Source organism: Arthrobacter sp. TJ-217 (assembly GCF_058269255.1).
Genome location: NZ_JBZCNJ010000001.1, coordinates 581,392 through 607,033 on the forward strand (window position 1 = coordinate 581,392; position 25,642 = coordinate 607,033).

Here is a 25,642-nt window from a genome sequence, read left to right on the forward strand (position 1 = left end):
CGTCAGCCCGGACGTAGAGGCGGACACGCAGCCGAGTGTCGGCCCGGGCGGCCCATCCGACAAGAAACCAACGGCCCAGTACAGCGACCGCGTGCGCGCGGAACGGCGGCTCGGCTGGATGCTCGCGGGTCCCGCGTTCATCATCATGCTCGCGGTGACCCTGTATCCGATCCTGCAGGCCATCTACGAGTCCCTCTTCCAGTTCCGCCTCACCGCCCCGGGCGAGCGCGAATTCATCGGGCTGGGCAACTATGCGGTGATCCTCAGTGACGGGGTGTGGTGGTCGGCCCTGTGGACCACCCTCCTGATCACCATCATCACCGTCGCCGTGGAACTCGTCCTCGGCTTCGCGCTGGCCCTGGTCATGCACAAGGCCCTGAAGGCGGTGCGGGGCCCGCTCCGCACAGCGATCCTGGTGCCCTACGGCATCATCACCGTCGTGTCGGCGTTCGCGTGGTTCTACGCCTTCGACATCAACTCCGGTTACGTCAACAGCTGGTTCGCCTGGCTCCCCGGGATCGATCAGGACCTCAACTGGTTCGCCCAGGGCCCCACCGCCCTGTTCGTGATCATGGCCTCGGAAATCTGGAAGACGACGCCGTTCATCTCGCTGCTGCTGCTCGCAGGGCTGGCGCAGGTTCCCGACGAGCTCACCGAGGCCGCGAAGGTCGACGGCGCCACCTGGTGGGAGCAGATGCGCAAGGTGGTCATCCCGAACATGAAGGCGGCAATCATGGTCGCCGTCCTGTTCAGGGCACTCGATGCCTTCCGGATCTTCGACAACGTGTTCATCATGACCAACGGCGCCTACGGCACTGAAGTGCTCTCGCTGCTGGCCTACCGCCAGTCGATCAGCAGGCTCGAGATCGGCCTCGGATCGGCAGTCTCGGTCCTCCTGTTCCTGTGCGTGCTGCTCATCTGTTTCATCGCCATCAAGCTGTTCAAGGTGGACCTCGCCGGGGCCCAGGGAGGTAAGTGATGACCAGTACCAAGTCCAAGGTCCTCTGGACCATCGTCACCGTGCTCGTTCTGGTGTACGCCTTGTTCCCCGTCGTCTCGATCCTTGCCACGTCGTTCAAGACGCCAAGCGACCTCACGAGCCAGCGGTTCCTGCCCTCGCCGGGCACGGCAACCACCGGAAACTACGAGCAGATCCTTGTCGGCGACGCCCAGGGCCTGTTCCTCACAGCGCTGCGGAACTCCATCGGCATCTGCCTGATCTCCACATTTATCGCCGTGGTGCTGGCGACCCTATGCGCCTATGCGATCGCCCGGCTCGATTTCCCGGGCAAGAAGCTGGTGCTCACCACGGCGCTGGCGGTCTCCATCTTCCCCGTCATTTCGATCGTGACCCCGCTGTTCAACCTCTGGCGCACCATCGGGCTCTACGACACGTGGCCGGGGCTGATCATCCCCTACCTGTCCCTGACCCTCCCGATCTCCATCTGGACGCTTGCGGCGTTCTTCCGGCAGATCCCGTGGGAACTCGAGCAGGCCGCCCAGGTTGACGGAGCGACGACGTGGCAGGCGTTCCGGAAGGCGATCGTTCCCCTCGCGGCACCCGGCGTCTTCACGACGGCGATCATCGCCTTCTTCATCGCCTGGAACGACTTCGTCTACGGCATCTCGCTGACCTCCACCGAGGCGGCCCGGCCGGTCCCGGCGGCCCTGGCGTTCTTCACCGGGGCCTCGCAGTTCGAAGCACCGACCGGCGCCATCTCGGCAGCGGCCATCATCGTCACCATCCCGGTTGTCGTGCTGGTCCTGGCATTCCAGCGTCAAATCGTTTCAGGCCTGACTCAGGGCGCCGTCAAGGGCTAACACCCCGGATCAAGAAAAGGATTCCCTCCAATGGCTTCAATCACACTCAATCACCTGATCAAGAGATACGGCGATGGCTTCCCTGCCGTCAACGACGTCAGCATCGACATCGCCGACGGTGAATTCATCATCCTCGTCGGCCCCTCCGGCTGCGGCAAGTCAACCCTGCTGCGGATGATCGTGGGCCTCGAGGACATCACCGAAGGCGACCTGCTGATTAACGGCGAGCGCGTCAACGACAAGGCCCCGCGCGACCGCAACCTTGCCATGGTGTTCCAGAACTACGCCCTCTACCCCCACCTGACCGTCTACGAGAACATCGCTTTTCCCCTGCGGCTGGCCAAGGGCAAGCACAGCGAGGAGGAGATCAAGCGCCTGGTGACCGAGGCGGCCTCGACCCTTGAGCTGACGGACCACCTCCAGCGCAAGCCGGCGAACCTCTCGGGCGGCCAGCGCCAGCGGGTCGCCATGGGCCGGGCTATCGTCCGCCAGGCCGACGCGTTCCTCTTCGATGAGCCGCTGTCGAACCTTGATGCGAAGCTCCGCGGGCAGATGCGCTCGGAGATTTCGCAGATGCAGCGCCGGCTCGGGGTGACGTCGGTGTATGTGACACACGACCAGACCGAGGCGATGACCCTCGGCGACCGGGTCGCGGTGCTGAAGAAGGGCGAACTGCAGCAGATCGCCTCCCCCCGGGAACTCTACGAACAGCCCCGCAACCTGTTCGTTGCCGGGTTCATCGGCTCCCCGTCAATGAACTTCCTCCCTGCCACGATCACGGGGAACGTGCTGCACACCGCGCTGGGCGACCTTGAAATCCCGGCAGACAAGGCCGCGAAGGCCGCCGGGAAGAAGGTTGTGCTGGTCGGGGTGCGCCCCGAGTTCTTCGAGGACGCGAAACTCGTCGAGGAGTCCAAGCGGGGCCACGGCTCCGTCTTCCGCGCCAACCTCACGCACACCGAGTGGCTGGGCAACGAGCAGTACGGGTACATCAACTTCGACCCTGCCCCCGAGGTCCGGGAGCTGCTGAACAACCTGGCCAAGGAGATGGACGCCGACGAACTGCGGCCCCAGGTTGTCGTCACCCTCGACGCAGCAAGCCGGATCCGCGGCGGCCGGGAGGCGGAGATCTGGCTCGACACCCGCAAGCTCCACCTGTTCGATCCGGAGACCGGGGACAACCTCACCCGCGACGCCGACGCCGGTGCGGCCCTCACCGAGGAGGCGAACCAGGAGCGCGCCGAGGAGATCGCCAACGCGCAGGGTGACGGCAGCAACACGGGTTCGGGCTTCTCGAGCAGCAACCGGACGGCGGCGCCCACCGGCGCGGCGGCCGGAGGAGGCACGGCGGCGGCCGGCTCCCGCGGCGGAGCGACAGCGACCGGAGGCAAGCATTCCGCCGGCTGAGGCCTCCCGCATCGGCTGAAAAACCTTGGCGAAGCCGCACCGCTGACCGGCGGTGCGGCTTCGCCGCTGTCGGGCGCGACCGGCGTTTCCGGGGCCGACGGCACCGCCCGCCCTGCGTCAACAGGCCACCCGGAGAGGAGGGCGGCCGCCCGAAGCGGGTAACGTTGGAGCGTGCAAACTCCACCCGTCGTGAAAGTCCTTGCCGGCTGGCTGCTGGGACTGATGCTCACGGCGGCGGCCTTTGTCGGCGTCGTGCTCTTCCTTAACAGCGGCCTGTACGGCCCTGAGCGCCAGGTCGAGGAATACTTCTCGGCGCTGCGCGAAGGCGACGGCGAGGGCGCCCTGGGCCTGCTCAACGGCTCGGTGCCGCAGGCCAACCCCGCGCTGCTCGACGGCCCGGCGCTCGCCGCAGGTGCAGCGGCGGTCAAGGATGTCGAGGTGCAGGATGCGGTGCCGGCAGGCGGTGACCGGGTCGATGTTCCCGTCAGCTACACCATCCGGGGTACGGAACACACAACAACGTTCCCGCTCGAAAAGACCGGAACCCGCTGGATCTTCTTCCCGGTCTGGGAGTTCGTCCCGGCGATGCTCCCGGAAGTCGAAGTGTCGGTGGTGAACGGGACCGAGGCCACGGTCAACGGGGAGCGGGTCGCCCTGCCCGAGGGGCGCAGCAGGTTCGCCTCGTTCTACCCGGTGGAACTCGAGGGCCACTTCAGCGGCAAGTACCTCAACGCCGCCTCCCGCACCCTCCCGGTCACGGCACGCACCGCCGGCACGGAAACCCTTGCCCTTGCGACGGCCGCCACACCCGAGCTCACCAAGGCCGTCGACGGCGAGATCCGGGCCTTCCTCGATAAGTGCGCCGCCCAGACGGTCTTCCAGCCGACCAACTGCCCCTTCAACTTCCAGACCGCCCAGCGGCTGGCCGGGGACATCTCCTGGTCAATCACGAAGTACCCGGCGATCCGCATCGGTCCCAACGACGGGAAGTGGGTCATCGCCCCACTCACCGGCACCGCCCGCCTCGACACCCGGCTCCAGGACCTTTTCAGCGGCGCCATCGAGGACGTGAGGGCGGAGCGGCCGTTCGAGTTCTCCGCGAAACTCACGGTCACCGACTCAGAGGTCACCGTCACGCCGGTCGTCGAGTACTGAGCACCGTCGAGTACTGATCACGGTCGAATACTGAGAACCGTAGAGTACTGCGGCACTCGCGTACCGGGCGCAGCCGTCCGAGCCGCCGGGGCCGGCGGCAGCACCTGCCCCCTCCTGAAGGGAGGCCGGCCCGTCCGTCCGGTCAGTTGAGCCCGCGCAGGTCCAGGGTCAGTTCGTTGTCGCCGCCGGCGGTCAGGACAACGGGGATGCCCCAGTCCTGCTGATACAGGTGGCAGGCCGCGTGGTCGGGGATCTCCCCGCCCGGCTCGCCGTCGCACGCCGCGGCCCTCGCGGTGATGTGCAGGACGCCTTCACGCACCTCGTCGGAGAAGCGCAGTTCCCGCGTCAGCCCCACCGAGGTGCCGCTCCCGGAGACCAGGAACGATTCGGGCGACGCTGAGATCTTCAGCTGCGACGGATCTCCCCACCGGTCATCGAGTTTCTGCCCCGTCGGTGGGGTGAAGCGCACCTTCACCGCGAGGGGGCCGGTGGCCGTCACCGAGGTTGTGGGGCGCTGGCTCTGCGAGGCGCCCTCGTCAACTGCAAGGGCCTCCTTGGGAATCGGCACCCGAACCAGCTGATGCCGGTTGGTTTCAACAACGACGAGCAGGGGCTCGGATCCGCTTTCGGCAGGCGTCGAGTCGACGATGAGGTCGGAGGGCTCAGCCAGGCCGCGGACCAGGGTGGACACCTGCTGGGTGGCCGGGTCGTAGCGGCGCACTGCGCCGTTGTAGGTGTCGGCGACGGCAATCGAACCGTCGGGCAGTGCTGTGACCCCGAGCGGGTGCTGCAGCCGCGCCTGGGCGGCGTCCCCGTCGCGGAACCCGAAGTCGAAGAGCCCGCTCCCGATGGCGGTCTCCACCTGCACCGAGGGCTGGTCGCCGGGGGTGACGGTGAGAACACGCAGCGACGAGGTTTCCGAATCGGCAACCCAGATGCGGCCGTCGGCGTCCTCGGCCAGCCCTGAGGACTGCGCGAACCAGGCGGTGTCGCCCGCGCCGTCGTTGAGTCCTTCGAGCCCGGTGCCCGCGAGGATGTCGACGGCGGAGGTGATTGGGTCGAAGGTGAAGATCTGGTGCGTTCCGGCCATGGCGATGACCACGCTGTCGAGGGCGCGCGAGTAGATGACGTCCCAGGGTGAGGAAAGGGAGACGTTCGACGCGTCGGTGCCAAGGACGGCTCCCTGCAGGCGTGGCGTATCGTCATCGGCGTACGCGGGCGCTCCGCCCGGAGCGGCCTTGGTGTGGTTCTCGGCGTCGAGGAGCCGCTGCACACCATTGCCCGCGAGCGTGCGCACCTCCCCTGTTGCCAGGGAGACTCCGCGCAGCCGGTGGTTGACCGTGTCGGCCACGACGACGTCGTACCCGACCCGCTCCGCGGTCTCCTGCGGCAGGAGGGCAAGGCCCTGGGGTTCGTTGAACTCGGCCGTATCGTCGGCGCCGTCAGCCCAGCCCCTCGTTCCGGTCCCGACGGTGCGCCGGACCGTTGTCAGGTCGGCGTCGAGTTCGACAAGGCGGTGGTGGCCGGTGTCGGCGGCAAGGAAGGTGCCGGTTCCGGGCAGGGCGAGCAGCTTGCCCGGGAACTTGAGGTCGCCGGCGGTGCTCTCGGCAGGAACGTAGGGGCCGTCGCCGCGGTGGAGTGTGCCCTTGGCTGTGTGCTCCTCAACGAGTTCGGCGACGAGCGAATCGAGGCCGTCGGCGTGGCCTTCTCCGGAGAGGTGCGCAACGATGTAGCCCTCAGGGTCGATGACCACGAGTGTGGGCCAGGCCCGCGCCGTGTACGCCTGCCAGGTGCTCAGCTCCGGGTCGTCGAGGATGGGGTGGTGGATGTCGTACCGCTCGACGGCGGCGGCAAGGGCCACGGGGTCGGCCTCGTGCTCGAACTTGGGCGAGTGGACGCCGACCGTCACGAGGACATCGGAATACTTGGCCTCGAGGGGGCGCAGTTCGTCGATGACGTGAAGGCAGTTGATGCAGCAGAACGTCCAGAAGTCGAGGATCACGATTTTCCCGCGCAACTCCTCAAGGCCCAACTGCTTCCCGCCGGTGTTGAGCCAGTTGCGGCCCTCAAGCGCGGAGGCGCGGACTCGGTACGAGCTACGGATCGACGTGTCGGTCATTCGTTGTCTCCTGGCTTTGCGGGAACCTGGGGTGCCGGGGCCTGGCTTCGCCTGTCCCGCTCCGCCAGGTTGGCGAACATATTGTTGTAAGCGGCGAGGTCCGCGTCATTATTCCGGTCCGCGGCGCGGTCCTTGCGCTTTGTCTCGCGCGCATCGGTCCTTGACCACATGATGGCGACGCCGATGGCCAGGAGGAGCGTTGGCAGCTCCCCGATCCCCCAGGTGGCCGCTCCGCCGATCTGCTGGTCCTCGAGGGCGGAAGGCCCCCAGTCCCTGCCCATGCTGCCAAACCAGGAGGCCTGCAGCAGCGAGGTGGAGCCCATGAGGGCGACCCCGAAGAAGGCGTGGAAGGCCATTGTGGAGAACAGGAGCAGCAGGCGCATCGGGTACGGCGCCCGCCTTGGCAGGGGGTCCGTGCCGGCCATGGTGAGGACGAAAAGGTAACCCGTGATCAGGAAGTGCGTGATCATCAGTTCGTGCCCGACGTGCTCGCGCAGCGCGAATCCGAAGAGGGGCGAGTAGTAGAAGATGACGATCGATCCGGCGAAGTTCGCGGCCGCGACCAAGGGGTGGGTCACCACGGCGGAGAAGCGCGAATGGATCAGCACGAGGATCCACTCGCGGATGCCGCGGGTGCCGTCGGTGCGGGCGGGAAGCGCTTTCAGGGCCAGGGTCACGGGGGCGCCGATCACGAGGAACAGCGGCACCACCATGGTGAGGGCCATGTGGTCGACCATGTGGGCGCTGAAGAGCACCACGCCGTAGACGGCCGGGCCGCCCGAGGTGAAGTAGGTCAGCAGCACCAGCCCGATGAGCCAGCTCAAAAGGCGCGGCAGGGCCCAGGAGTCCCCCCGGCGGCGCAGGTTGCGCACCCCGAGTAGGTAGGCGGCACCGAGGGTCACGGCGACGGCGATCCACAGCCAGTCCGGCCGCCACTCGGTGAACCAGCTGGACAGCGTGGGTGCCGGCGGAAGGTCGTAGCCGGTGAGTATACGCGCGGGGGAAGCGTTCGGGGCGAGTTCCTCCGCGCGCGGGGGTGCCGTGCGGCCGAGCGCGCCGGCGATTCCCGAGACGGCGGCCATGATCAGCAGCTCAACGGCGATCAGCTGCCACAGGACCCGCCGTGCGCTGAGCCGCGCCTCCTTGGCGACGCCGGGGCCGCCGAGCTGCGGAATGACCCACTGGCGGTGCATCCAGCCCACTCCGCCGAGCACGAGGGTTGCCACGGCCTTGAGGGTGACGAGCAGCCCCCACTGGGAGCTCAGCTGCGCCAGGTCGGAGATCCGCAGGCTGGCATTGACGATGCCGGAGAGGAAAACTAGCGCGAACGCGAACCCGGCAAGTGCCGAGAACCGTTTGAGGACGGGCAGGGTTTGGTCACCGAGGCGTCCTCCGACGACCGCGAGGACGAGGATCCCGCCCACCCACAGGCAGACTCCCACCAGGTGGAGCGCGATCGAGTTGACCGCTGCGTTGTGGTCGTCGCCGCTCGCAGCGTGGCCGACGAGGGCCATGGGCAGGAGGTTGAGGAGGGCGAGTACCGCCATTGCGCCGAGGCCGTTGAGGGAGCGCACACCGAAGGTGAGGGTTGCGAGGACGGCCGCGACGGTCGAGGTCACCAGCCAGGCCCTGCCGGTGCCAAAGTCCGTCAGGAATTCGGCGAGTCCGGTGGTGTACGCCTGGTCGGAACTCACGGGCACGCCGGCGGCGTCGGAGTACGAGAGGACCATGACCCCCAGGGCGCCGAGGGTCCACGAAATTGCCGACACCGAGGCGAGCGTCAGGGCCCGCGTGAGGGCTGGATGCTCCGCCTGGGTGTCTTTCGCACGCGGGCGCCGGCCCCCGCCGGTGGTCCGCGGAAGGATGACGATTGAGAAGATGAGCGCGCCGATGGTGCCGGCAGCACCGAGGTTGTTGAGCGTCTTGGCGGCGGGAAGCCCCCACCGGGTCAGGGCCCCGGGATCACCCAACTGGCGCGGAGCCGCGGCGCCTGAGAAGAGCAGGGCGGCCAGGAGCCCGGCAAGGACGACGGCGGCACCGGCCGCGAGCAGGGCCGGAGGCACCGCCTGCGCATGATTGCGGGTGGCACCGGCTGCGGGCCGGGGGTCCTTCGCGGTTGTTGACACGCCTCCTATTGTCTACCCGCGGTAGAACAAGGGCCAATTCGATGCGTATTAAACGCAAAGGACCGCTGCCGGTTCTCGGCAGCGGTCCTAAATTCTGCGGTGGAGTTCACCTGTGTTACTTGGCGGAAGCCTTCAGCTTCGAACCCGCGGTCAGCTTGACACCGTGGCCGGCAGCGATCTGGATGGTCTCGCCGGTCTGGGGGTTGCGTCCGGTGCGGGCGGCGCGGCTCGTGCGCTCAACAGCCAGCCAGCCCGGGATGCTGATCTTTTCGTCCTTGGCAACGGACTCCGCGAAGACATCGAACAGAGCGTCGAGGACGCTGTTCACTGCAGCCTGGCTGGTATCAGCCTTGGCGGCTACCTCGGCAACGAGTTCACTACGGTTTTTAGCCAATTTTCGGTCCTCCTGGACATGTGTTAGTACATCGAGCTTTCGGGATATTCGAAAAGCCTCTGTCCGAGAACTTACCAGCTTGGGCGAACGGAACATCAAATTTGGGCTCGATATGAGCGTATTTTGCTCTGTTTTTGGGCAATTCCCGCGATTGGGCGGGTATTTCGCCCTCCGGCGGGCCGCTGCCGGCCGCGCGCTGAAGGGGGCCCGGGGCCCAGGGGCATAAGAAAAGCCGGCGGCCCGTAGGCCGCCGGCTTTCCTCAACCGTCGTGGGTTACCAGCTGGACTTGGTCACGCCGGGCAGCTCGCCGCGGTGTGCCATGTCGCGGAACCGGACACGGGAGATGCCAAACTTCTGGAGGGTGCCGCGGGGGCGCCCATCGATCTGGTCGCGGTTGCGGAGGCGGACCGGCGACGCGTTGCGCGGCAGCTTCTGCAGGCCGAGGCGCGCCGCTTCGCGGGCGTCGTCGGTAGCGTTTTCGTCGACCAGGGTCTTCTTGAGCTCGAGGCGCTTCGCAGCGTAGCGCTCAACAATAACCTTGCGCTGCTCATTGCGAGCAATTTTTGACTTCTTGGCCATTGTTTAGCGCTCCTCTCGGAATTCGACGTGCTTGCGGATCTTGGGGTCGTACTTCATCAGGACCATGCGGTCAGGATCGTTACGACGGTTCTTCCGGGTCACGTAGGTGTACCCGGTGCCCGCAGTGGACTTCAGCTTAATGATGGGACGTACGTCCTTGTCCTTTGCCACTAGAGCTTCACTCCCCTCGCCTGGATCTCGGCCACGACGGCGTCAATGCCACGCACATCGATGGTCTTGATGCCGCGGGCCGAAACCTGCAGCGTGACGTTGCGGCGCAGGGACGGAACCCAGTAGCGCTTCTTCTGAATGTTCGGGTCGAACCGTCGCTTCGTGCGGCGGTGCGAGTGCGAAATGCTGTGTCCAAAGCCAGGCTCGGCTCCGGTCACTTGGCAGTGGGCTGCCATAACTCTCCTCCAGTTAGATGATCGTGACGAAATCACTTGTAAAGCGTCCCGCCACCAGTAATGACACCGTTATTACTGCAGCTTTCCGGAGGTGGACCTGGCAGGGTGAGAACCTGCCGAGGCGCCTCGCCGCGGGGAAGACGGTGAAGTTGAGGTCGGCGTGCGGGCCCGAAGCCCTGCGCCGACCTTAATTCCAGGTAGTTACGGGTAGCTGGGCCGACCCCGGCATGCGGGATCCAGCTCAACCAAACGCCATACCATACTACGGGTCGTCCGCCGCTGAGCCAAACCGGGCTGGAAGGGATTCTTCCGCGACGGCGCAGGCAACGGGCCGCGCCTACCGCTCGCCGGGAGTCCCTTCCTGGAGAATCCAGGAATCGTGCTTGAGGCTGCCGAGGATCTTCCGCCCGACCCGCTCTAGGTCCGCGACATCGCGGTCATCGAGCGGGTTGAAGACGAGGCTGCGCACCTGCCCCACGTGGGCGACGGCCAGCTGCTTCACCGTTTTCAGTCCCTCCGCGGTGAGGGCGGCGGTCGTCACCCTCCCGTCCTTCGCCGAAGGGTTGCGGATGACCCACCCGCGCTGCTCGAGCTTCTTGACCACGTGGCTGAGGCGGGACAGCGAGGCCGTTGACCGGTCGGCAAGTTCACTCATGGGAAGGGTGGTCCGTTGCGCCTCGGAGAGCATCGCCAGCACATGGTAGTCAAAAAGGGTGATGCGCGCCTCGCGGAAGAGGTGGGCGTCGAGGGCGCCGGGCAGCAGGGTCGAGACGGCGTAGAGCGCAAGCCAGGCCCTGCGTTCCTCGGCGCTGAGCCAATCCGGTTCGGTCATCGTCGCACCCAGTCCGGCTGGGTGAGTTCGGGATACCTTGCCCGGAGCTCGTCGCCGGAGGAGACCCCGCGCAGGCGCCGCCCCACCCAGGGCGAGAGGTGGTCGCGGGCCCATTGCGCGTCGGCGCGGAGCTGCCGCAGCCGCGAGAGCGCGGGCCGTGCCTCGAGTTCCGGCGTGTCGACGCTGTGCGAGGCTGCGAGGACCTCCAGCACCCGCATTGCCATCAGGGTGTGGCCGGCCGTCGACATGTGCATGCGGTCGACGTCCCAGTAACCCCAGTTCTGGAACTCGCGCATCCTCCAATAGTCGACGATCACGGCACCGCGGCGGTCCGCGACCTCCCGTATGAGTTCGTTGTACACGGCGGTGCGGCCGCGCGTCTTGCTGAAGACGGCCGAAGCCGACGAGTCGAAACCTGTGAACAGCACAACCGTTGCACCGCTGTCGGCGAGCCGGGCGATCCCCGCGTCGTACCCCTCAACGAGGCGGTCGATGTCGACGCGCGGGCGCAGCAGGTCGTTGGCTCCGGCATAGAGGCTCACGAGCGTGGGACGCAGCCTGAGCGCCGGTTCGATCTGCTCGTCGAGGATCTGCTGCATTTTCTTTCCCCGCACGGCCAGGTTCGCGTACCCCCAGCCCGGGTCGGCGAGGATGAGCTGCTCCGCCATGCGGTCGGCCCAGCCGCGCACCCCATTGGGGCTGCCGGGATCCCAGTCCCCTACTCCTTCAGTGAACGAATCGCCAAGTGCGACGTACCGCTGAGTAAATTCCACCCGGACAGGCTACCCCGTCCTCCTCCCGGTCCGGGGACTCAGCGCGGTAAGCTCATGCGCAGATGCCCCCTTGGCGCGCCATTTTCCGCATTTCGACCGAAGGACTCCATGACCACCACCCCGAGCACACCCGGACGGCGAGCAGCACTCATCCTGAACCCGATCAAGAACACCGGGCAGGACGTGCGGGAGATCGTCGCGCGCATTTCGGCGCGGGAAGGGTGGCATGAGCCGCTGATTCTGGAGACCACGCCGGGGGACCCGGGCCACGGCCAGGCACAGGAGGCGCTGCGTGCCGGGGTCGACGTCGTCATTGCGGCCGGCGGCGACGGCACCGTGCGCTGCGTCGCGGAGGAGCTGTCGGGCACTGACACGGTGATGGCGCTGGTGCCGCTGGGCACCGGAAACCTCCTGGCCCGCAACCTCGACATCGCCGTGGACAACCCCGAGGAGGCCGTTGAGACGGCGTTCAACGGGACCGAGCGGAGGATCGACGTCGTCCATGTCACGGTTGACCGCGCGCAGAAGGCCCACGTGTTCCTGGTGATGGCCGGGCTCGGTTACGACGCCGCCATCATGTCGGACACGCGCGATGACCTGAAGGACCGCGTGGGCTGGCTCGCGTATGTCGACGCGGGCATCCGGAACCTTCCGGGCCGTCCGGCACGCACCACGATCACCGTTGACGGCGGCCGGCCCTTCGAGCGCCGGCTGCGCAGCGTGATGGGCGGAAACTGCGGAAAGATCATGGGTGGGCTCGAGATTTTCCCGGGCGCCAAGATCGACGACGGCCTCCTTGACCTCATGACCGTCGCTCCGCGGGGAAAGCTGGGTTGGCTCAACGTGGCCGGGAAACTGTTTGCCCGCGGGAAGGGCAAAGACCCGTCCCTTCAGTACTTCCAGTGCAGCCGCGCGGAAGTGCAGCTCCACGAACCGCTTGAGGTCCAGCTTGACGGAGACCCGCTGGGACGGGCCACGCACATGTCCTTCGAAATGATGCCCGAGGCGCTGCGGCTGCGCATGCCCTTCGGCAGCAAGGACCCTGCGATCCTGAGCAACCCCCTGCCGTAATCCGGCACGCGCTGCAGGCTACGGCAGCATCATGCCCGGCGCGCCCGCGCTTCCTACAGGTAGGGAAGCGGGTCGACCTTGGCGTCGTTGATCAGCACTTCGAAGTGGAGGTGGCAGCCTGTGGAGTTGCCGGTGGTCCCCACTGCGCCGATCAGCGACCCGCGGGAAACCTTCTGCCCCATGCTGGCCCCGAGCTGGCTGAGGTGGTTGTAGGTGGTCTTCATTCCGGCGCCGTGGTCGATGACGATCCGCTGGCCTCCGCCGTAGGGGTGCCAGCTTGAGTCGATGACCTTGCCGTCGTCCGCTGCTTTGACCGGGGTGCCGCACGCTCCCGCGTAGTCGATGCCGGTGTGAAGCTCGGGAGCGTATCCGCCGAGCGGGTTCACCCGGTACCCGAAGGTCGAGGCGACCGAAAGGTCGTCGAGGGGTGCTGCGAGGGCTGCGGCCTTCGCCTTCTTGACGCTGCTGGAGAGGGCTTTGGCCTTCGCTTCGGCCTTGCCCGCGACGGCGGCGGGGCTCTGCCGGCCGAAGTCAATTTTCGCCTTGGCGTCGGCGGTCACCTCGGGCGCCGGTTCGGCCGCGGCTGCCTGGCTGATCGGGGATTCGGCGGTTGCCTGGGAGGGGGCGACGGCACCCATGATGAGCCCTGCCCCAACGAACAGTGCTCCCGCGGCGAGGCCGCCCTGGCGGATCCTCGCGGTCAGGTTGCCCTTGCCGCTCCGGGCCGACGGTTGCGGACGCAGATCGCGGCGGCTGGGAAGTTCGCAGGATCGGTCGGACGCCACGGTTGCTGCAAGAGTGCTCGGGGCGGCTCCGGACGCGCGGCGGCGCCCGGACATGGCCGGCTGGGTCACGAAAGTACCTCTCTCGAACGCCGGCGAAGTTAGCTGTCGGGTTCGAGCAAGAGTTGACTCGGCCCCACTGCGCAACGCAGCGGCAGCTAGCGCTGCGGCTCGTTGCACTGCGGACAGTTAGTGCAGTGAAGGGCTTCACCCCAAGGCAGTCACTGACTGCCGGGTGGTGGGTCCTCCGCCCCTGTCATGCAAGGTTGAGGGCGGTCCGCTGACAGGGTTTGGCGTGCGGACCTTAAAAGTTGGTTCAGACTCCGAGTAATACTACTCGTTTCGCCTAAAGTTACAATTCCGTTACACCGCTCCCGGCGTGTCGTTGTGTGAAGCGCTGCACAATCATGCCGATTCGGCCTTGCCAAGGCGCCAGTAGCCCATGAAGGCGACCTGTTTCCGATCGATGCCGACGTCGCGCACCAGGTAGCGGCGCAGGCCGCGGACCACTGCCGCCTCCCCCGCGATCCAGGCGTAGAAGGGCCGGGTTCCGGCCGGCTGGTCACCGCCGCCGTTCTCATGCCCGGAGGCCTCAAGGCGCTGCGGCGTCTCCCACAGGACGGCCTGTTCGATGTCGACGTCCTCGGGTTCGGGGCCCGCTGCCACTTCCCCTCCGTCGGCGCCGCCCGGCGCTGCCCCGAGGGCGGCCCACCCGGGCTGGGGAACCGCGTTGCGCACCGCGGCTCCGAGGAGTTCACCGTGTTCGCGCCCGTTACGGACCAGCCAGGTGACCGCCACCTTCGAGGCCGTGGGAATCGGCTGCATGTCGGCGGCGTCGGGAACTTCAAGGAAGGCATGGCCTCCCATGTCGGCGGGCAGGGTTTCAAGGATCGCGCTGATGGCCGGAACGGCGGTTTCGTCGCCGGCAAGCAGCACGCGCTGTGCCAGACCCGGGGCCCACTCGATGCCGCCGTAGGCGCCGGCGGTGGAGCAGCGCGCGGCGTTAACGTTCGGCCCGATGAAGCATATCCTGCTGCCGGGACCGGCGGCCGCCGCCCACTGCGAGGCGGGTCCGCCCCTGCCGTCCGCGTCGAAGTGGAGTACGAAGTCGACGTCGATTTCCGGTTCCGCCGCCGTGCAGCGCGAGCTGCGCACGGTGTAGGTCCTCATTGCACCGCGCGCTGCCGGGTCGAGGCCGAGCCACTGCTGGTACCAACCGCGGCCCTCCGGGTCGGCCCGCATCAGTGCGGCAATGTCGGGCGCGTTCCCGTCTGCCGGCGGGATCAGCACCTTGATCCGCAGGTCGTGGGTGGGTCCTACGACCCCGAAGTCCTTCAGGCTTGGCCCGGCGAAGGTGATGCGGTTGAAGTTCGCACCGATCCTTTGGACGCGTTTGACTTCAACATCGAACGCCAGCATGACCGGAACCGCGGGCTGGGTGTGCGGTGGGCGGTGCGTCAGGTCGGTCATGATGCAGCACCGAAGCGTTCGGAGCCTGCCACTGCCGCGCCATGGTGGCGGCCGATCGGCACCACCAGGGGCGTGCCGGAGACGGGGTCGGGGATCACCTGGCACTGCAGGCCGAACACCTCGGACACGATGTGCTGCGTGACCACTTCGGACGGCCGGCCCTGCGCGAGGATCCGGCCGTTCTTCACGGCGATGAGGTGGTCGGCGTACCGGGCGGCCAGGTTGAGGTCGTGGAGCACCATCGCCACGGTCGTCCCCGCCCTCCGGTTCAGGTCCGTGATCAGGTCGAGCACTTCGACCTGATGTGTCACATCGAGGAAGGTGGTTGGCTCGTCAAGGAGCAGGATTGCTGTTTCCTGGGCCAGGGCAAGGGCGATCCAGACCCTCTGCCGCTGCCCGCCGGACAGCTCGTCGACGGGGCGGTCGGCAAGTTCGGTGATCCCGGTGGCCTCAAGCGCGGCGGCGACAGCGGCGTCGTCTTCGGGCTTCCACTGCCGGAACCAGCCTTGGTGCGGATAGCGTCCGCGTCCGATCAGATCGGTGACGGTGATCCCCTCGGGGGAAACCGGAGCCTGCGGCAGGAGTCCGAGGGTGCGCGCCACGGCCCGTGTGGGCAGGGAGTGGATGTCCTCACCGTCGAGCAGTACGGTGCCGCTGACGGGCTTGAGCAGCCGGGCCAGCCCGCGCAGCAGGGTTGACTTGCCGCTGGCGTTGGCGCCGACGATCACGCTGACCTGCCCCTGCGGCAGCGTTACCGACAGATCCTCGACCACTCGGCGGTCGTCGTAGGAGAGTGTGAGCGAGCGGGCCGCGAGGGTGTGCGCCGGAGGCTTGGGTGCCGGGGATGCGGTGGTGAACACAGTGGTGGACACCGTATTGGATAGAGCCATGTCAGCCTCCCTGGCCGGAACGGTTTACGGATAGGAGCAGCCCCAGCAGGACCGGCGCGCCGAGGGCTCCGGTGATCACCCCGACAGGAAGGGATCCCCCCGGAACGAGGTTCGATGCGGCGAAGTCCGCTGCCAGGACGAGCGCCGCCCCCACAAGCCCGGCCATCGAGAGGGAGGGCCTTCCGCCGAGCAGGCGCCGCGCAATGGGGCCGGAGAGGAAGGCAACGGCGGCAACAGGTCCCGCCGCGGCCGTTGAGACTGCGGCGAGGCCGACGCCGGTGAAGATCAGGGCGAGCCTGGACCATTCGACCCTGACTCCGAGCCCTGCCGCCGCGTCGTCGCCGAGCTCGAGGATCCCGAGGCTCCGGGCGAGCACCGCGACCGCGGGGAGCAGCAGGCACAGGCTGGCGCTCAGGATGCCCACACGGTTCCAGTTGCTTGAATTAAGCGACCCGTTGAGCCATACGAGGGCTTCACCGGCGGTGCGGATGTCGGCGCGGGTGATGAGGAAATTCACGAGTGCGTGCATCACCGCGGCAAAGCCGATGCCCACCAGGATCAGCCGGTGCCCGGCAAGGCCGCCGCGTCGGGCCGTCAGGTAGATCGCTGCGGCAACCGCCAGCGCTCCGACGAGCGCCGCCAGCGACACCGGCACTCCCGAGGCACCGAACAGCACGATCGCCGCCACAGCGGAGGCGCTCGCTCCGTAGCTGATCCCGATGATGTCGGGACTGGCCAGCGGGTTGCGCAGCAGGGTCTGGAAAAGCGCTCCGGCAACGCCGAAGCCCACCCCGACCAGCAGGCCGGCCACCGCGCGGGGGAGCTTGTTTTCCCTCACAATGAAACTTGCGCCGGGGATGTCCGCCCCACCAATGATGCGGAACAGGTCCGGAACCGTCACGGTGTAGGAGCCAAGGAGAACCGAGACGCAGAACAGCGCCACAACGAGGGCCGCGGCGGCAACCACCCGGCCGCGGGGTCCGGGGATGCCGGGGCGCCGGCGCCGTGCACCAGCGCCGGCGATATTGAGCGCGCTCACAGGTGTGCCAGCTTCCGGCGGCGCAGGAGCCAGATGAACACCGGCGCGCCAACCACGGCGGTCATGATGCCGACCTGGATTTCGCCCGGGGGCAGGAGGACGCGGCCGATGATATCGGCACCCAGCAGGAGCACGGGCGCCAGGACCACGCAGAACGGCAGGACCCACCGGTAGTCCGCTCCGACAATCAGCCGCACGAAGTGGGGAACAACAAGGCCGACGAAAGCGATCGGACCCGCGGCCGCGGTTGCGCTGCCGCAGAGGAGAACGATCCCGCCGGCGGTGATGCCGCGGGCCAGTCCGACGTTCTGTCCGAGGCCGCGCGCCATGTCATCGCCGAGGGCGAGGCTGTTGAGCAGCTTCCCGGTTCCCAGGACAAGGAGGAGTCCGGCGGCAAGGAACGGAGCCACGGCAAGCAGCACCTCCCAGCCGCGTCCGGAGATCGTTCCGACCTGCCAGAAGCGGAACTGGTCGAGGGTCTCCCGGCTGGTGACGAGGAATGCGTTGGTCAGGCTGCCCAGTCCCCCAGCGAGCGCCGCGCCGGCGAGGGCGAGCTTGACCGGCGTCGCGCCCTCCCTGCCCGCGCTTGCAACTGTGTAGACAACCGCTGCTGCTGCGGCGGCGCCGGCGAAGGCGAACCATACGTAGCCGGACGGCTGGCTTATTCCGAACAGATGGATGCCCATCACCACGGCCAGGGCGGCGCCGGCGTTGATGCCGAGGATGCCGGGGTCGGCGAGGGGGTTCCGGGCCACTCCCTGCGTTGCCGCGCCTGCGGCGCCGAGGGCGGCCCCCACCAGGACGCCGGTGACGGTCCGGGGAACCCGGGAGGCCAGGACCGCGTGGTCGCCGTTTCCGGGGTCGAAGGCGGTGAACGCGTCGACGATGGTCCCCACAGGTACGGGCCTTGCGCCGATCACCAGCGATGCCGCGCACACCAGCACGAGGATGACGGCTGCGGCGATGAGCTTGGCGACGCTCCCGCGCGGTCCCGGCGTTGCCGGAGGGGCCGGCTGCTGGAGAACGGGGCTCAACCCGGCCATGCGCCCTCCTTCAGCCGTTCCATCGTGTAAAGGAAGGCTAACCTACGCCGGCGGGGATTAGGAAACGGGAACGTGTCCTAATCCCCGCCGGCAAGGAGGGTGGTGAAAGCGCCTATCGGTTGGCGGACTTGCGCGAGAAACGGTGCCGAATTTCCCGCCCGTCGTTCGCGAGCTTCCTGAACTTCTCCTCTTTCTTCTTCGTCGCCTTGGTGTCCCGCGGGGGGAGCTGGATCATTTCCTCAGCCTCGATGCCTGCCTGGAGTTGGCGTCCGCGCTCCACCTCGGCGTCGAACTCGACGCCGAACAGCAGCGAGAGGTTTGCCAGCCAAAGCCACAGCAGGAAGATGATGACGCCGGCGATTGCGCCATAGGTCTTGTCATAGCTGCCGAAGTTGGCCACGTAGAGCGAGAAGGCGGCAGTGGTGATGGCCAGGACGATGAGGGCGATGAACGCCCCCATGCTCATCCAGCGGAACTTGGGCTGCTTAACGTTCGGTGAACCGTAGTAGAGGACCGCGATCATGAGGACCGCGAAGGCCACCATGACCGGCCACTTGGCGATGTTCCAGATTGCCACGGCGGTCGAGCCGAGACCGATGGTGTCGCCCACGGACTGCGCGATGGGGCCGGTCAGGACGAGCAGCAGGGCCATGATCACGATCAGGATGAGCACGACGACGGTGATCAGGAGCATCTGCGGGCGGAGCTTGAAGAAGGGGCGTCCTTCCTCAACTTCGTACACCCGGTTCATTGCGCGGGAGAACGCGGTCACATACCCGGAGGCCGACCAGATGGCGCCAAGCAGACCGACGACGAGGCCGAGGCCCGCCGCCTGGTTGGACGCGAGCTGCGTCACGACGCCTTCGACGGTGTCCAGCGAACCTTCCGGGGCAAAGTCTCCGACGATCCCCATCACGGTGTTGGTTGTTGTTTCGGCCTGGCCGAAAATCCCGAGCAGCGATACCAGGGCCAGGATCCCGGGGAAGATTGAGAGCACGGCGTAGTAGGTCAGCGCCGCGGCGATGTCGGTGCACTGGTCCTTGCCGAATTCCGAGACGGTCCGCTTCAGAATGTAGCCCCAGGCCGGCTTTGCGAGGTCGGTGGGGTCATCGGGCTTGCGCGAGTCATTCGGGTCAGGACTCTGGCTCGCTCTGAGGCGGGTCGCTTCCTCCTTGGAATCCGCCTGGGCTGCGTTCTTGCTGTTCACGTTACCTCCACAATGCTTGCCTGTCCGAAAGCCCAGCGGGCCAGTTTCGTTGATTCCTTCAGGAGCTACTGCACCATAAGCTTACTTACTAGTCCAGTTGGATGACAGCGTCTACGGTTGAATGAAGCAGAAATAAAGGAGCCAGCTCATGCGCATCGTTGTCATTGGCGCGACAGGGAACGTCGGCACGGCGGTACTGCGACGGCTTCACCGGGCGGCGGCCGAACGTGCGGGAACGGGCGCGGAGCCGATCATGATTTCCGGGGTGGCCCGGCGCGCTCCGGACACCTCCGCGGTTCCCTACAGCGGCGTCGACTGGCACGAACTCGACGCGGGAACGGGCGCCGGGCGCGCGCGGCTCAGCGAAGTCCTGGCGGGCGCCGATGCGCTGATCCACCTCGCCTGGGAGATCCAGCCAAACCGCAATGAGGCCCAGCTGCATCGCAGCAACGTCATTGGAACCGAGAACGTCCTGCGGGCGGCTGCGGACGCCCGCGTGCGCCACGTGGTGTGCGCCTCCTCCGTCGGGGCCTATTCGCCCTCCGACAAGGATTCACGCAAGGACGAGTCCTGGCCGACCCGGGGCATCGCGACCTCCCATTACAGCCGCCACAAGGCCGAGCAGGAACGCCTGCTTGACCGCTTCGAATACCTGTACCCCGAAATTCCTGTGGCACGGCTCCGCCCGGGGCTGATTTTCCAGGCGCGGGCCGGAAGCGAGATAGGGCGCTATTTCCTGGGCCCGCTCATCCCCAAGATCTTTCTGGGCCGGGTGTCCCTGCCGGTGCTGCCCATCCCGCATCAGCTCATTTTCCAGGCCGTCCACGCCGACGACGTCGCCGACGCTTACTGGCGCGTTGTCGACCAGCGTGCGTCGGGTGCCTTCAACATCGCCGCGGAACCGGAGCTGACCCCGGCCCGCGTGGCAGGGGCACTGCGCGCCCAGCGCGTGCTCAACGTCCCCGTGCCGCTGCTGCGGGCGGTGGTGGGCCTGAGCTGGCGGCTTGGACTGCAGCGGACCGACCCCGGCTGGGTTGACATGGCTGCCCAGGCGCCGATCATGAATACCGACAAGGCAGCGGGAGTTCTCGGCTGGAGCGCACAGCACTCCTCGGTCGAGGCGCTGACAGCGGTGCTCGAGGGTCTGCGCGACGGCAAGGGACACACCGCTTCGCCGGCCCTCTACCCCCGGGGCCTCCGGCGCAGGTTTGGGCACTAGCGCCCCTTTCCGGGAACCGATTCCTCTTTCCCGGCTCCTTGCCCCTGCGGCGGGGCGATTGAAATTCCCGCGGGAAGCTGTTCCGGCCGGTTCGGAAGGGTGAAGGTGAAGGTCGATCCGCCGTCGGGCCCGTCTTCAACGTAGATCCGTCCGCCGTGGTTCTCCACGATGCGCCGGCAGATCGCCAGGCCCATGCCTGTGCCGCTGGCGTGGGAGATCCCATTCGCGGACCTGTGGAGCTCGTTGAAGATTGCCTCCCGCTCCTCGGCGGCAATCCCGATTCCATTGTCGGCAACCCGCACGCGCGTCCAGCCCGTTTCCGGGTCCTCGTCCGAGGTCACCGTGACCATCGCCGTGCCGTCTTTCCTGCCGTACTTCACGGCGTTGCCGATCAGGTTCTCGAGAAGCTGGGAAAACAGGCGCGCATCGGCGAAAACGTTCCTACGGATGTCCGTGTGGAAGGTGACCGCCGGTGCCGTCGTGTCCGCCGGAAGCGCCGAGCGCATCTCGAGGATCCCCGCAACGACCGCGGCGACGTCGACGGGCCCGGCGGCAATCTTGTCCTCCTCAGCCAGGCTGTAGGCCAGCAGTCCGCGGATTAGTGAACGCATCCGCTGGCTTGCCCGGCGAAGGCGGAGAATTGCGCCGCGGCGTTCACTGTCCGAGACTTCGTCGTCCTCAAGGATCTCGAGCCACCCGTCAAAGACGGTGAGGGGGGTGAGCAGGTCGTGGGCCGCTACCGAGGCGAACCGGGTGAGGTCGTCCTGGTGGCGGCGTTCCTCGGTGACGTTGCGGAAGACAGCCACTGCGCCCTGTCCGCCCGGCAGTGGGACGGCGTCTACCGAAAGCCGCACCACCTGGCCGTCGGCCCGGTGCAGTTCGACCGACGCGCGCTCCACCTTTTCGCCGGTGAGTGCCCGGGAGAGCGGCAACTCCTCGACCGACAGCCGTTCCGACCCGCCCGGGGCTCGCAAGTCATAGCGTGCCACCCATTCCTCCCGGGTTGCCGGCATCCCTCCCCCGAGGCCTCGGATGCTTGCGGGGTTGCGCAGCAGCACCCGGCCGGAGCTGTCCGCGACAACAACGCCGTCATTCATCTTCTCGATCACCACATCGCGGAGCCGGGTTGCAGCCTGCGCTTCTCGGTTGGCCATTGAAAGGCGCCGGATGAGCCGCAGGCGTTCCTCAGTGATCAGCGCCAGCACAGCGGAAACGGAGAACGCGACGAAGGTGAAGAGCTGGGCCACATAGGCGGCTGTATCGGGCGGGAAGCTGTGAAACGGGCCGCGGCCGGAGAGGGTGAGCCAGATGAGGAGGATCCCGCTGCCCAGCCCGTAGGCCATCGCCCACTCCGGCCGTAGCCTGAGCCCGGCCCAGATGTTCGCCGGTATGACGATGAATGCGATCGGCAGGGGGTCGACCCGCGCGAATCCGACAACGTACAGCACGCCTGTGGCTGCTAGAAGCGCAACTACTTCGACCGTGCGCATACCCGCGTCACGGGGTACGGGAACCGGGCGCAGGGCGGACCGGACGGCCACCAGGGCGAAGCTGCCGATCGCCACAAGGGAAACAGTGTTGCGGACCACCCACGCGAGGTAGGTCTGCAGCTGGCCCTGCGCACCGAGCACGAACCCGCCGGCCAGGAGGATCAATCCCGCGGCGGCGGCCGCGAGAACGGCGGCGGCGGTGAGTCGGAAGTAGTCACCCAAGCCGCTGACTCTGCGAGACGGAACCAGCCGCGAAAAGATGGCTGCCGCAGCCGCGCCTTGGACCGCACCCCCTAGCCCTCCGGCGACGGCGAGCACCGGCTCGAGCCCGGTGACCATGTTGATCAGGGAGATCAGAACGAATACGCCGCCCAGGGCTACGCTGCGTCCGGCACGCCGTGGCCATGCCCACAGGATCCACAGGAATCCGACACCGGCCACCGGCCAGGCGACCGCAAAACCGCTGCCCGGCAGCTGGGTGCTCCGGCCGACCAGCACCGCGAGCAGGACGGCGGCCGCGAATGCTCCATGGCGGGCTGCGCGCGGCAGGGCCGCGGTCCGCTCCGCGAGCTTACCGGTAATGCGTCCTTGCACGTGTCCCCGCTTAGTCAACCGCACCCAAAACCCTGCCGCACCCTTGCCCCCATGGAGCGGCATCCCGGCCCGCACTGCGGGCTGTATGAACCACCCTAGTCGCTCCACCGGGCGGGTTCACCGCGGCAGGAACCGGAGGCGCGCGCCACCATATCCGCACTTGACGAAAGGCTCCGGATCAGTAGAGAAAAATCGGGAGGAAGCTCCGGTTGTGCGCATGGAGGAGCACGAGGAAGAGCACGAAGTCGAACAATAGGTGGACGCTCACGATGTAGGAGAGCGACTTGGTGCGCGCGAAAATCCATCCCTGAATCACCGCGAAGGGGTAGATGAGGAAGGGGCCCCAGGAGTGGAACCCCAGCTCCCACAGGAACGAGGTGAACACCACCGCTTGGAGCAGGTTCGCCTGCCATTCCGGCAGGTGGCGGCGCAGCAGGGTGAAAATCGTGCAGATGAAGAACAGTTCGTCCCAGATGCCAAGGACGTTCGTGCCAAGGAACAGGCGGAAGACCGTGTCAGCCTCACTGGCCGCCGGCCAGTTCTGGTACACGCCGGTAGGGATCATGTACACCGGAAGCACGAGGTAGCCAATGACGACGACGGCGGCGAGGTACCAGCGCTCGGTGCGCGACCACTTCTGCCCGGTGAGCACGGGAAACCGGATGGCCCTGTCCCGCAGGACCCACCGGGACAGCGCGTACGGGAGGGCAACCGCGATGATCATCGCCGTGCCCATCACCGCCATGTGGTCGATGCTGATGTCGGTGGTGATCGGCACCGTGCTGATCACCACGATGCCCAAGGTGGCGAGGGCGAGGTCCTTGAACAGCGCCCTGCTGATGAACACCGCGGCCGTGAGCGCAACAGCGAGCAGGAGGTAGCCGGGCACCCGCTGCCCGAGCCCGAACAGAACAAAACCCGCCGCAGCGATGGCGATGGCAGGGATCAGGTTCAGTGCGGATTGCCGGATCACCGGCTGCGTCGCGGGGATGGTGGTCACCCTCTGAGCCTACCCGCGCCGCAGCGCTCCGTCATTGCCCTTGAGCCGCGGGGGGATCCGGTAAAGGATGGGACGCATACCGGCCGGCCACCCCAGGGAGCACCGCATGGACTACACCTACGATGTGCTCGTGATCGGGGCCGGCCCGGCGGGCATGGCGGCGGCAACGCGGGCCGCGGAACTTGGGGCGCGCACGGCCGTCGTCGAGCGCGCGGCCCTTGGCGGAACCTGCGTCAACTCGGGATGCGTGCCCACCAGGGTCCTTGCGAAAACCGCGAGGCTGTTCCGCGAGGTGCGCACGGCCTACGACTACGGCATTGTTGTGGTCCAGCCTTCGGTCGACTGGGAAAAGACGGTCGAGCGAGTCCGTTCGACGGTCGACCGGGTGCTCCGGGCCAAGGGCTACGACGCGGCACTCGACCGCCTCGGCATCGACCTGCTCACGGGGCAGGCCGAGTTCACCGGGGAACACACGCTCCTTGTCGACGGCCGAGAGGTCAGCGCGGCGAAGGTCATTCTCTGCATCGGCGGTAACGCCCGCCGCCTTCCCATCCCCGGAGCCGAGCTCGCGGTACTCCCCCATGAGGTTCTCTCCCTTCCCGAGCTGCCCTCCTCTGTCGCCGTCATCGGCGGTGGGCACACCGGGGCGCAACTTGCCACGATCTTCAACGCCCTCGGCTCGGAGGTGCTCCTGCTCGACGTTGCTCCCCGGATCCTCCTCACCGAAGATGGCGATGTGGCCTCGGCGGTCACGGAGGGCTTCACCGCCAGGGGCGTCACCGTGGAGACCGGCATCGACGGCATCGACGGCATCGACGGCCTTGCGCGTGACGGTGATGCCCTGTTGATCTCCTGGCGCAGCGGCGGAGAGCAGCAGCAGAGGGAGGTGGGCGCCGTCGTGATGGCGGCCGGCTGGCCCGCAAATCTTGAGGGACTGAACCTTGAGGCGGCCGGGGTGGCTTCCAACGGGCGCGCGGTTCCCGTCGATGAGTACCTGCGCTCCAACGTTCCGTCCATTTTCGTTGCCGGTGACGCCAACGGCTCGAGCATGCTCGTCCAGGCCGCGGTCTTTGAAGGTGAGACGGCCGCCGAGAACGCGGTTCTCGAGGGGCAGCGGACAACCCCGCATCACCTGCTGCCCGAGGGCGGCTTCACCGACCCCGACTACGCGGGAGTGGGACTTACCGAGGATAAGGCCCGGGAACGCGACCCTGAATGCCATGCCGTCCTCGTTCCCTACGCAGCCGCGGAACGGCCGATCATCGACGACCGGGAACAGGGATTCCTGAAGCTTGTGATCGACAGGCACCGGGAGCTCATCCTCGGAGCCCACGCCGTCGGGGAAAACGCGGTCGAGGTGATCCAGGCCGTGGCTTCCGCAATGGCCGCCGGCACCGACCTCGCCACCCTTGCACGGGTCAAGTTCGCCTACCCCACCTACAGCGCCGTCATCGGCCAGGCGGCCCGCGCCGGACTGCATGGCTGAAGCTGTCAAACGCCATTCACATCTTGTCAACCGCACCGGGTCCGCGTCCCACGGAGACGCGGCTGATAAAATGGGCCCACCTAAGAGTGGCAGGGGGCTCGTCCTACACCACGAACGAGGGAGAAACATGCTTACATCCGACCGGAAATTCACAGCTACCGAGAAATCCACGAGTAAGCATCCCCAGGACTGGGGACGGGCAATGGCGGTCACCATCTGCCGGCTCGGGGAAATGGCGACACAGGCCGGTGACGAGTTTGAGCACGAAGCGCTGCTCGGGGAGGACCTTCACCTCTTTGTCGAGGAGATTGAAGACGGAGTGACAATAACGATGTCCTGGACGCCGCGGCGCGTGCCGCAACAGGAGACAGCTGACAACCCCTCCTGAGGAACCGCAGCAAAAGCTAAGCAGACTTATGGTCACCGGGGTACTGTTGAATGCACTACGCAGCGACCGAACCGGAGGAAGACATGTCCGCTCAGAACCCCGATCCGGAAAAAGACAACATCACCGGCCTCGAGCCCGGCGGCGGCGTGCCTCCGGGCGAGACCCCACCCGGCGAGGCGAGCACCACGTGGCAGCAGGGCCACTCGGAAAGCGGGCCGGCCAAGGGTTATTCCCGCATCTGGCTCGTCCTCATCGGGATCATTGTTATCCTCTTCATTCTCTTTATCGTCGGGTACATCGTGGGCCTCGTCTAACCTCGTAATAACGGCACAAAAGCATTTCGTAAAGG

General features: G+C 67.0%; 25 protein-coding genes and 1 riboswitch. Of the genes, 9 read left to right on the top strand and 16 right to left on the bottom strand.

Annotated features, from left to right (window positions below; translation table 11 throughout):
• Positions 1–91: 91 nt before the first annotated feature.
• The 4 genes from AC4D2R_RS02900 (at position 92) to AC4D2R_RS02915 (ending at position 4,383) form a co-directional block, all read left to right on the top strand.
• Entirely contained in the window at positions 92–979 is an 888-nt protein-coding gene (locus tag AC4D2R_RS02900) for a carbohydrate ABC transporter permease (protein ID WP_490937362.1), read from the top strand.
• Positions 979–1,821, top strand: coding sequence for a carbohydrate ABC transporter permease (locus AC4D2R_RS02905; protein WP_490937281.1), 843 nt, complete (start codon positions 979–981; stop codon positions 1,819–1,821). Before AC4D2R_RS02900 ends, AC4D2R_RS02905 begins: the two co-directional genes overlap by 1 nt.
• Positions 1,822–1,851: 30 nt before the next feature.
• On the top strand, positions 1,852–3,228 hold the full coding sequence (locus tag AC4D2R_RS02910) for an ABC transporter ATP-binding protein (RefSeq protein WP_490937283.1): 1,377 nt from the start codon (positions 1,852–1,854) through the stop codon (positions 3,226–3,228).
• Between the two features lie 171 nt (positions 3,229–3,399).
• Positions 3,400–4,383, top strand: a complete 984-nt coding sequence (locus AC4D2R_RS02915; protein WP_490937285.1) for a hypothetical protein — start codon at positions 3,400–3,402, stop codon at positions 4,381–4,383.
• A gap of 142 nt (positions 4,384–4,525) precedes the next feature.
• Here the strand turns inward: AC4D2R_RS02915 and AC4D2R_RS02920 are convergent, their stop codons facing one another.
• From AC4D2R_RS02920 to AC4D2R_RS02955, 8 genes are all read right to left on the bottom strand, one after another.
• The gene (locus tag AC4D2R_RS02920; protein ID WP_490937287.1) at positions 4,526–6,502 is read right to left on the bottom strand and encodes an NHL domain-containing thioredoxin family protein; all 1,977 of its coding nucleotides are present in this window, start codon (positions 6,500–6,502) and stop codon (positions 4,526–4,528) included.
• Positions 6,499–8,628 carry a bifunctional copper resistance protein CopD/cytochrome c oxidase assembly protein gene (locus AC4D2R_RS02925; protein WP_490937289.1) on the bottom strand — a complete coding sequence of 710 codons (2,130 nt, stop codon included), beginning with the start codon at positions 8,626–8,628 and terminating at the stop codon, positions 6,499–6,501. Before AC4D2R_RS02925 ends, AC4D2R_RS02920 begins: the two co-directional genes overlap by 4 nt.
• Before the next feature lie 115 nt (positions 8,629–8,743).
• Positions 8,744–9,022 (bottom strand): HU family DNA-binding protein, encoded by a 279-nt coding sequence (locus AC4D2R_RS02930; RefSeq protein WP_120167571.1) that lies wholly within the window; start codon positions 9,020–9,022, stop codon positions 8,744–8,746.
• Between the two features lie 274 nt (positions 9,023–9,296).
• A complete protein-coding gene (rpsN, locus tag AC4D2R_RS02935; protein ID WP_049830829.1) occupies positions 9,297–9,602 on the bottom strand; it encodes a 30S ribosomal protein S14 in 306 nt (101 codons plus the stop codon).
• 3 nt (positions 9,603–9,605) lie between these two features.
• Positions 9,606–9,773: a 50S ribosomal protein L33 gene (gene rpmG / locus AC4D2R_RS02940; protein WP_019481734.1), complete on the bottom strand. Its 168-nt coding sequence runs from the start codon at positions 9,771–9,773 to the stop codon at positions 9,606–9,608.
• Complete coding sequence (gene rpmB, locus AC4D2R_RS02945; protein WP_026545364.1) at positions 9,773–10,009, bottom strand: 50S ribosomal protein L28; 237 nt, start codon at positions 10,007–10,009, stop codon at positions 9,773–9,775. Before rpmB ends, rpmG begins: the two co-directional genes overlap by 1 nt.
• A gap of 337 nt (positions 10,010–10,346) precedes the next feature.
• On the bottom strand, positions 10,347–10,841 hold the full coding sequence (locus AC4D2R_RS02950; RefSeq protein ID WP_490937291.1) for a MarR family winged helix-turn-helix transcriptional regulator: 495 nt from the start codon (positions 10,839–10,841) through the stop codon (positions 10,347–10,349).
• A complete protein-coding gene (locus AC4D2R_RS02955; RefSeq protein WP_490937293.1) occupies positions 10,838–11,614 on the bottom strand; it encodes an SGNH/GDSL hydrolase family protein in 777 nt (258 codons plus the stop codon). The genes AC4D2R_RS02950 and AC4D2R_RS02955 overlap by 4 nt, the downstream gene beginning before the upstream one ends.
• Before the next feature lie 108 nt (positions 11,615–11,722).
• Between AC4D2R_RS02955 and AC4D2R_RS02960 the strand changes: the two genes are divergently transcribed.
• A complete protein-coding gene (locus tag AC4D2R_RS02960; RefSeq protein ID WP_490937295.1) occupies positions 11,723–12,685 on the top strand; it encodes a diacylglycerol/lipid kinase family protein in 963 nt (320 codons plus the stop codon).
• A 53-nt stretch (positions 12,686–12,738) separates the two neighbouring features.
• On the opposite strand, the gene AC4D2R_RS02965 is transcribed toward AC4D2R_RS02960, so the two are convergent.
• The 6 genes from AC4D2R_RS02965 to AC4D2R_RS02990 all read right to left on the bottom strand — a co-directional run bounded on the left by AC4D2R_RS02965 (position 12,739) and on the right by AC4D2R_RS02990 (position 19,116).
• On the bottom strand, positions 12,739–13,539 hold the full coding sequence (locus AC4D2R_RS02965) for a M23 family metallopeptidase (protein ID WP_490937297.1): 801 nt from the start codon (positions 13,537–13,539) through the stop codon (positions 12,739–12,741).
• 3 nt (positions 13,540–13,542) lie between these two features.
• Positions 13,543–13,752, bottom strand: a riboswitch (cyclic di-AMP (ydaO/yuaA leader).
• Between the two features lie 120 nt (positions 13,753–13,872).
• Positions 13,873–14,937: a siderophore-interacting protein gene (locus AC4D2R_RS02970; protein WP_490937299.1), complete on the bottom strand. Its 1,065-nt coding sequence runs from the start codon at positions 14,935–14,937 to the stop codon at positions 13,873–13,875.
• Positions 14,934–15,827 (bottom strand): ABC transporter ATP-binding protein, encoded by an 894-nt coding sequence (locus AC4D2R_RS02975; protein ID WP_490937301.1) that lies wholly within the window; start codon positions 15,825–15,827, stop codon positions 14,934–14,936. The genes AC4D2R_RS02970 and AC4D2R_RS02975 overlap by 4 nt, the downstream gene beginning before the upstream one ends.
• 1 nt (position 15,828) lies before the next feature.
• Positions 15,829–16,866, bottom strand: coding sequence for a FecCD family ABC transporter permease (locus AC4D2R_RS02980; RefSeq protein ID WP_490937303.1), 1,038 nt, complete (start codon positions 16,864–16,866; stop codon positions 15,829–15,831).
• Positions 16,863–17,909: a FecCD family ABC transporter permease gene (locus tag AC4D2R_RS02985; RefSeq protein WP_490937305.1), complete on the bottom strand. Its 1,047-nt coding sequence runs from the start codon at positions 17,907–17,909 to the stop codon at positions 16,863–16,865. Before AC4D2R_RS02985 ends, AC4D2R_RS02980 begins: the two co-directional genes overlap by 4 nt.
• 112 nt (positions 17,910–18,021) lie before the next feature.
• The gene (locus tag AC4D2R_RS02990; protein ID WP_490937307.1) at positions 18,022–19,116 is read right to left on the bottom strand and encodes a YihY/virulence factor BrkB family protein; all 1,095 of its coding nucleotides are present in this window, start codon (positions 19,114–19,116) and stop codon (positions 18,022–18,024) included.
• A gap of 148 nt (positions 19,117–19,264) precedes the next feature.
• On the opposite strand from AC4D2R_RS02990, the gene AC4D2R_RS02995 reads away from it, so the two are divergent.
• Entirely contained in the window at positions 19,265–20,335 is a 1,071-nt protein-coding gene (locus tag AC4D2R_RS02995) for an NAD-dependent epimerase/dehydratase family protein (RefSeq protein ID WP_490937309.1), read from the top strand.
• Here AC4D2R_RS02995 and AC4D2R_RS03000 read toward each other — a convergent pair.
• Together AC4D2R_RS03000 and AC4D2R_RS03005 are read right to left on the bottom strand one after the other, a co-directional pair.
• Positions 20,332–22,419, bottom strand: coding sequence for an ATP-binding protein (locus tag AC4D2R_RS03000; RefSeq protein ID WP_490937311.1), 2,088 nt, complete (start codon positions 22,417–22,419; stop codon positions 20,332–20,334). The genes AC4D2R_RS02995 and AC4D2R_RS03000 overlap by 4 nt on opposite strands.
• A gap of 178 nt (positions 22,420–22,597) precedes the next feature.
• Complete coding sequence (locus tag AC4D2R_RS03005; protein WP_490937313.1) at positions 22,598–23,419, bottom strand: CPBP family glutamic-type intramembrane protease; 822 nt, start codon at positions 23,417–23,419, stop codon at positions 22,598–22,600.
• A gap of 106 nt (positions 23,420–23,525) precedes the next feature.
• Here AC4D2R_RS03005 and AC4D2R_RS03010 point away from each other — a divergent pair, with 106 nt between their 5' ends.
• The 3 genes from AC4D2R_RS03010 to AC4D2R_RS03020 all read left to right on the top strand — a co-directional run bounded on the left by AC4D2R_RS03010 (position 23,526) and on the right by AC4D2R_RS03020 (position 25,607).
• Entirely contained in the window at positions 23,526–24,905 is a 1,380-nt protein-coding gene (locus AC4D2R_RS03010; RefSeq protein WP_490937315.1) for a dihydrolipoyl dehydrogenase family protein, read from the top strand.
• Positions 24,906–25,032: 127 nt separating this feature from the next.
• Complete coding sequence (locus AC4D2R_RS03015) at positions 25,033–25,293, top strand: hypothetical protein (protein ID WP_490937317.1); 261 nt, start codon at positions 25,033–25,035, stop codon at positions 25,291–25,293.
• A gap of 83 nt (positions 25,294–25,376) precedes the next feature.
• Complete coding sequence (locus AC4D2R_RS03020) at positions 25,377–25,607, top strand: DUF6480 family protein (RefSeq protein ID WP_490900587.1); 231 nt, start codon at positions 25,377–25,379, stop codon at positions 25,605–25,607.
• Positions 25,608–25,642: the final 35 nt, after the last annotated feature.

Coding starts and splice junctions, on each gene's coding strand:
- AC4D2R_RS02905 (WP_490937281.1), top strand. CDS start 979: ATGACCAGTACCAAGTCCAAGGTCCTCTGGACCATCGTCACCGTGCTC.
- AC4D2R_RS02910 (WP_490937283.1), top strand. CDS start 1,852: ATGGCTTCAATCACACTCAATCACCTGATCAAGAGATACGGCGATGGC.
- AC4D2R_RS02920 (WP_490937287.1), bottom strand. CDS start 6,502: ATGACCGACACGTCGATCCGTAGCTCGTACCGAGTCCGCGCCTCCGCG.
- rpsN (WP_049830829.1), bottom strand. CDS start 9,602: ATGGCCAAGAAGTCAAAAATTGCTCGCAATGAGCAGCGCAAGGTTATT.
- rpmB (WP_026545364.1), bottom strand. CDS start 10,009: ATGGCAGCCCACTGCCAAGTGACCGGAGCCGAGCCTGGCTTTGGACAC.
- AC4D2R_RS02950 (WP_490937291.1), bottom strand. CDS start 10,841: ATGACCGAACCGGATTGGCTCAGCGCCGAGGAACGCAGGGCCTGGCTT.
- AC4D2R_RS02960 (WP_490937295.1), top strand. CDS start 11,723: ATGACCACCACCCCGAGCACACCCGGACGGCGAGCAGCACTCATCCTG.
- AC4D2R_RS02970 (WP_490937299.1), bottom strand. CDS start 14,937: ATGACCGACCTGACGCACCGCCCACCGCACACCCAGCCCGCGGTTCCG.
- AC4D2R_RS02975 (WP_490937301.1), bottom strand. CDS start 15,827: ATGGCTCTATCCAATACGGTGTCCACCACTGTGTTCACCACCGCATCC.
- AC4D2R_RS02985 (WP_490937305.1), bottom strand. CDS start 17,909: ATGGCCGGGTTGAGCCCCGTTCTCCAGCAGCCGGCCCCTCCGGCAACG.
- AC4D2R_RS02995 (WP_490937309.1), top strand. CDS start 19,265: ATGCGCATCGTTGTCATTGGCGCGACAGGGAACGTCGGCACGGCGGTA.
- AC4D2R_RS03010 (WP_490937315.1), top strand. CDS start 23,526: ATGGACTACACCTACGATGTGCTCGTGATCGGGGCCGGCCCGGCGGGC.
- AC4D2R_RS03015 (WP_490937317.1), top strand. CDS start 25,033: ATGCTTACATCCGACCGGAAATTCACAGCTACCGAGAAATCCACGAGT.
- AC4D2R_RS03020 (WP_490900587.1), top strand. CDS start 25,377: ATGTCCGCTCAGAACCCCGATCCGGAAAAAGACAACATCACCGGCCTC.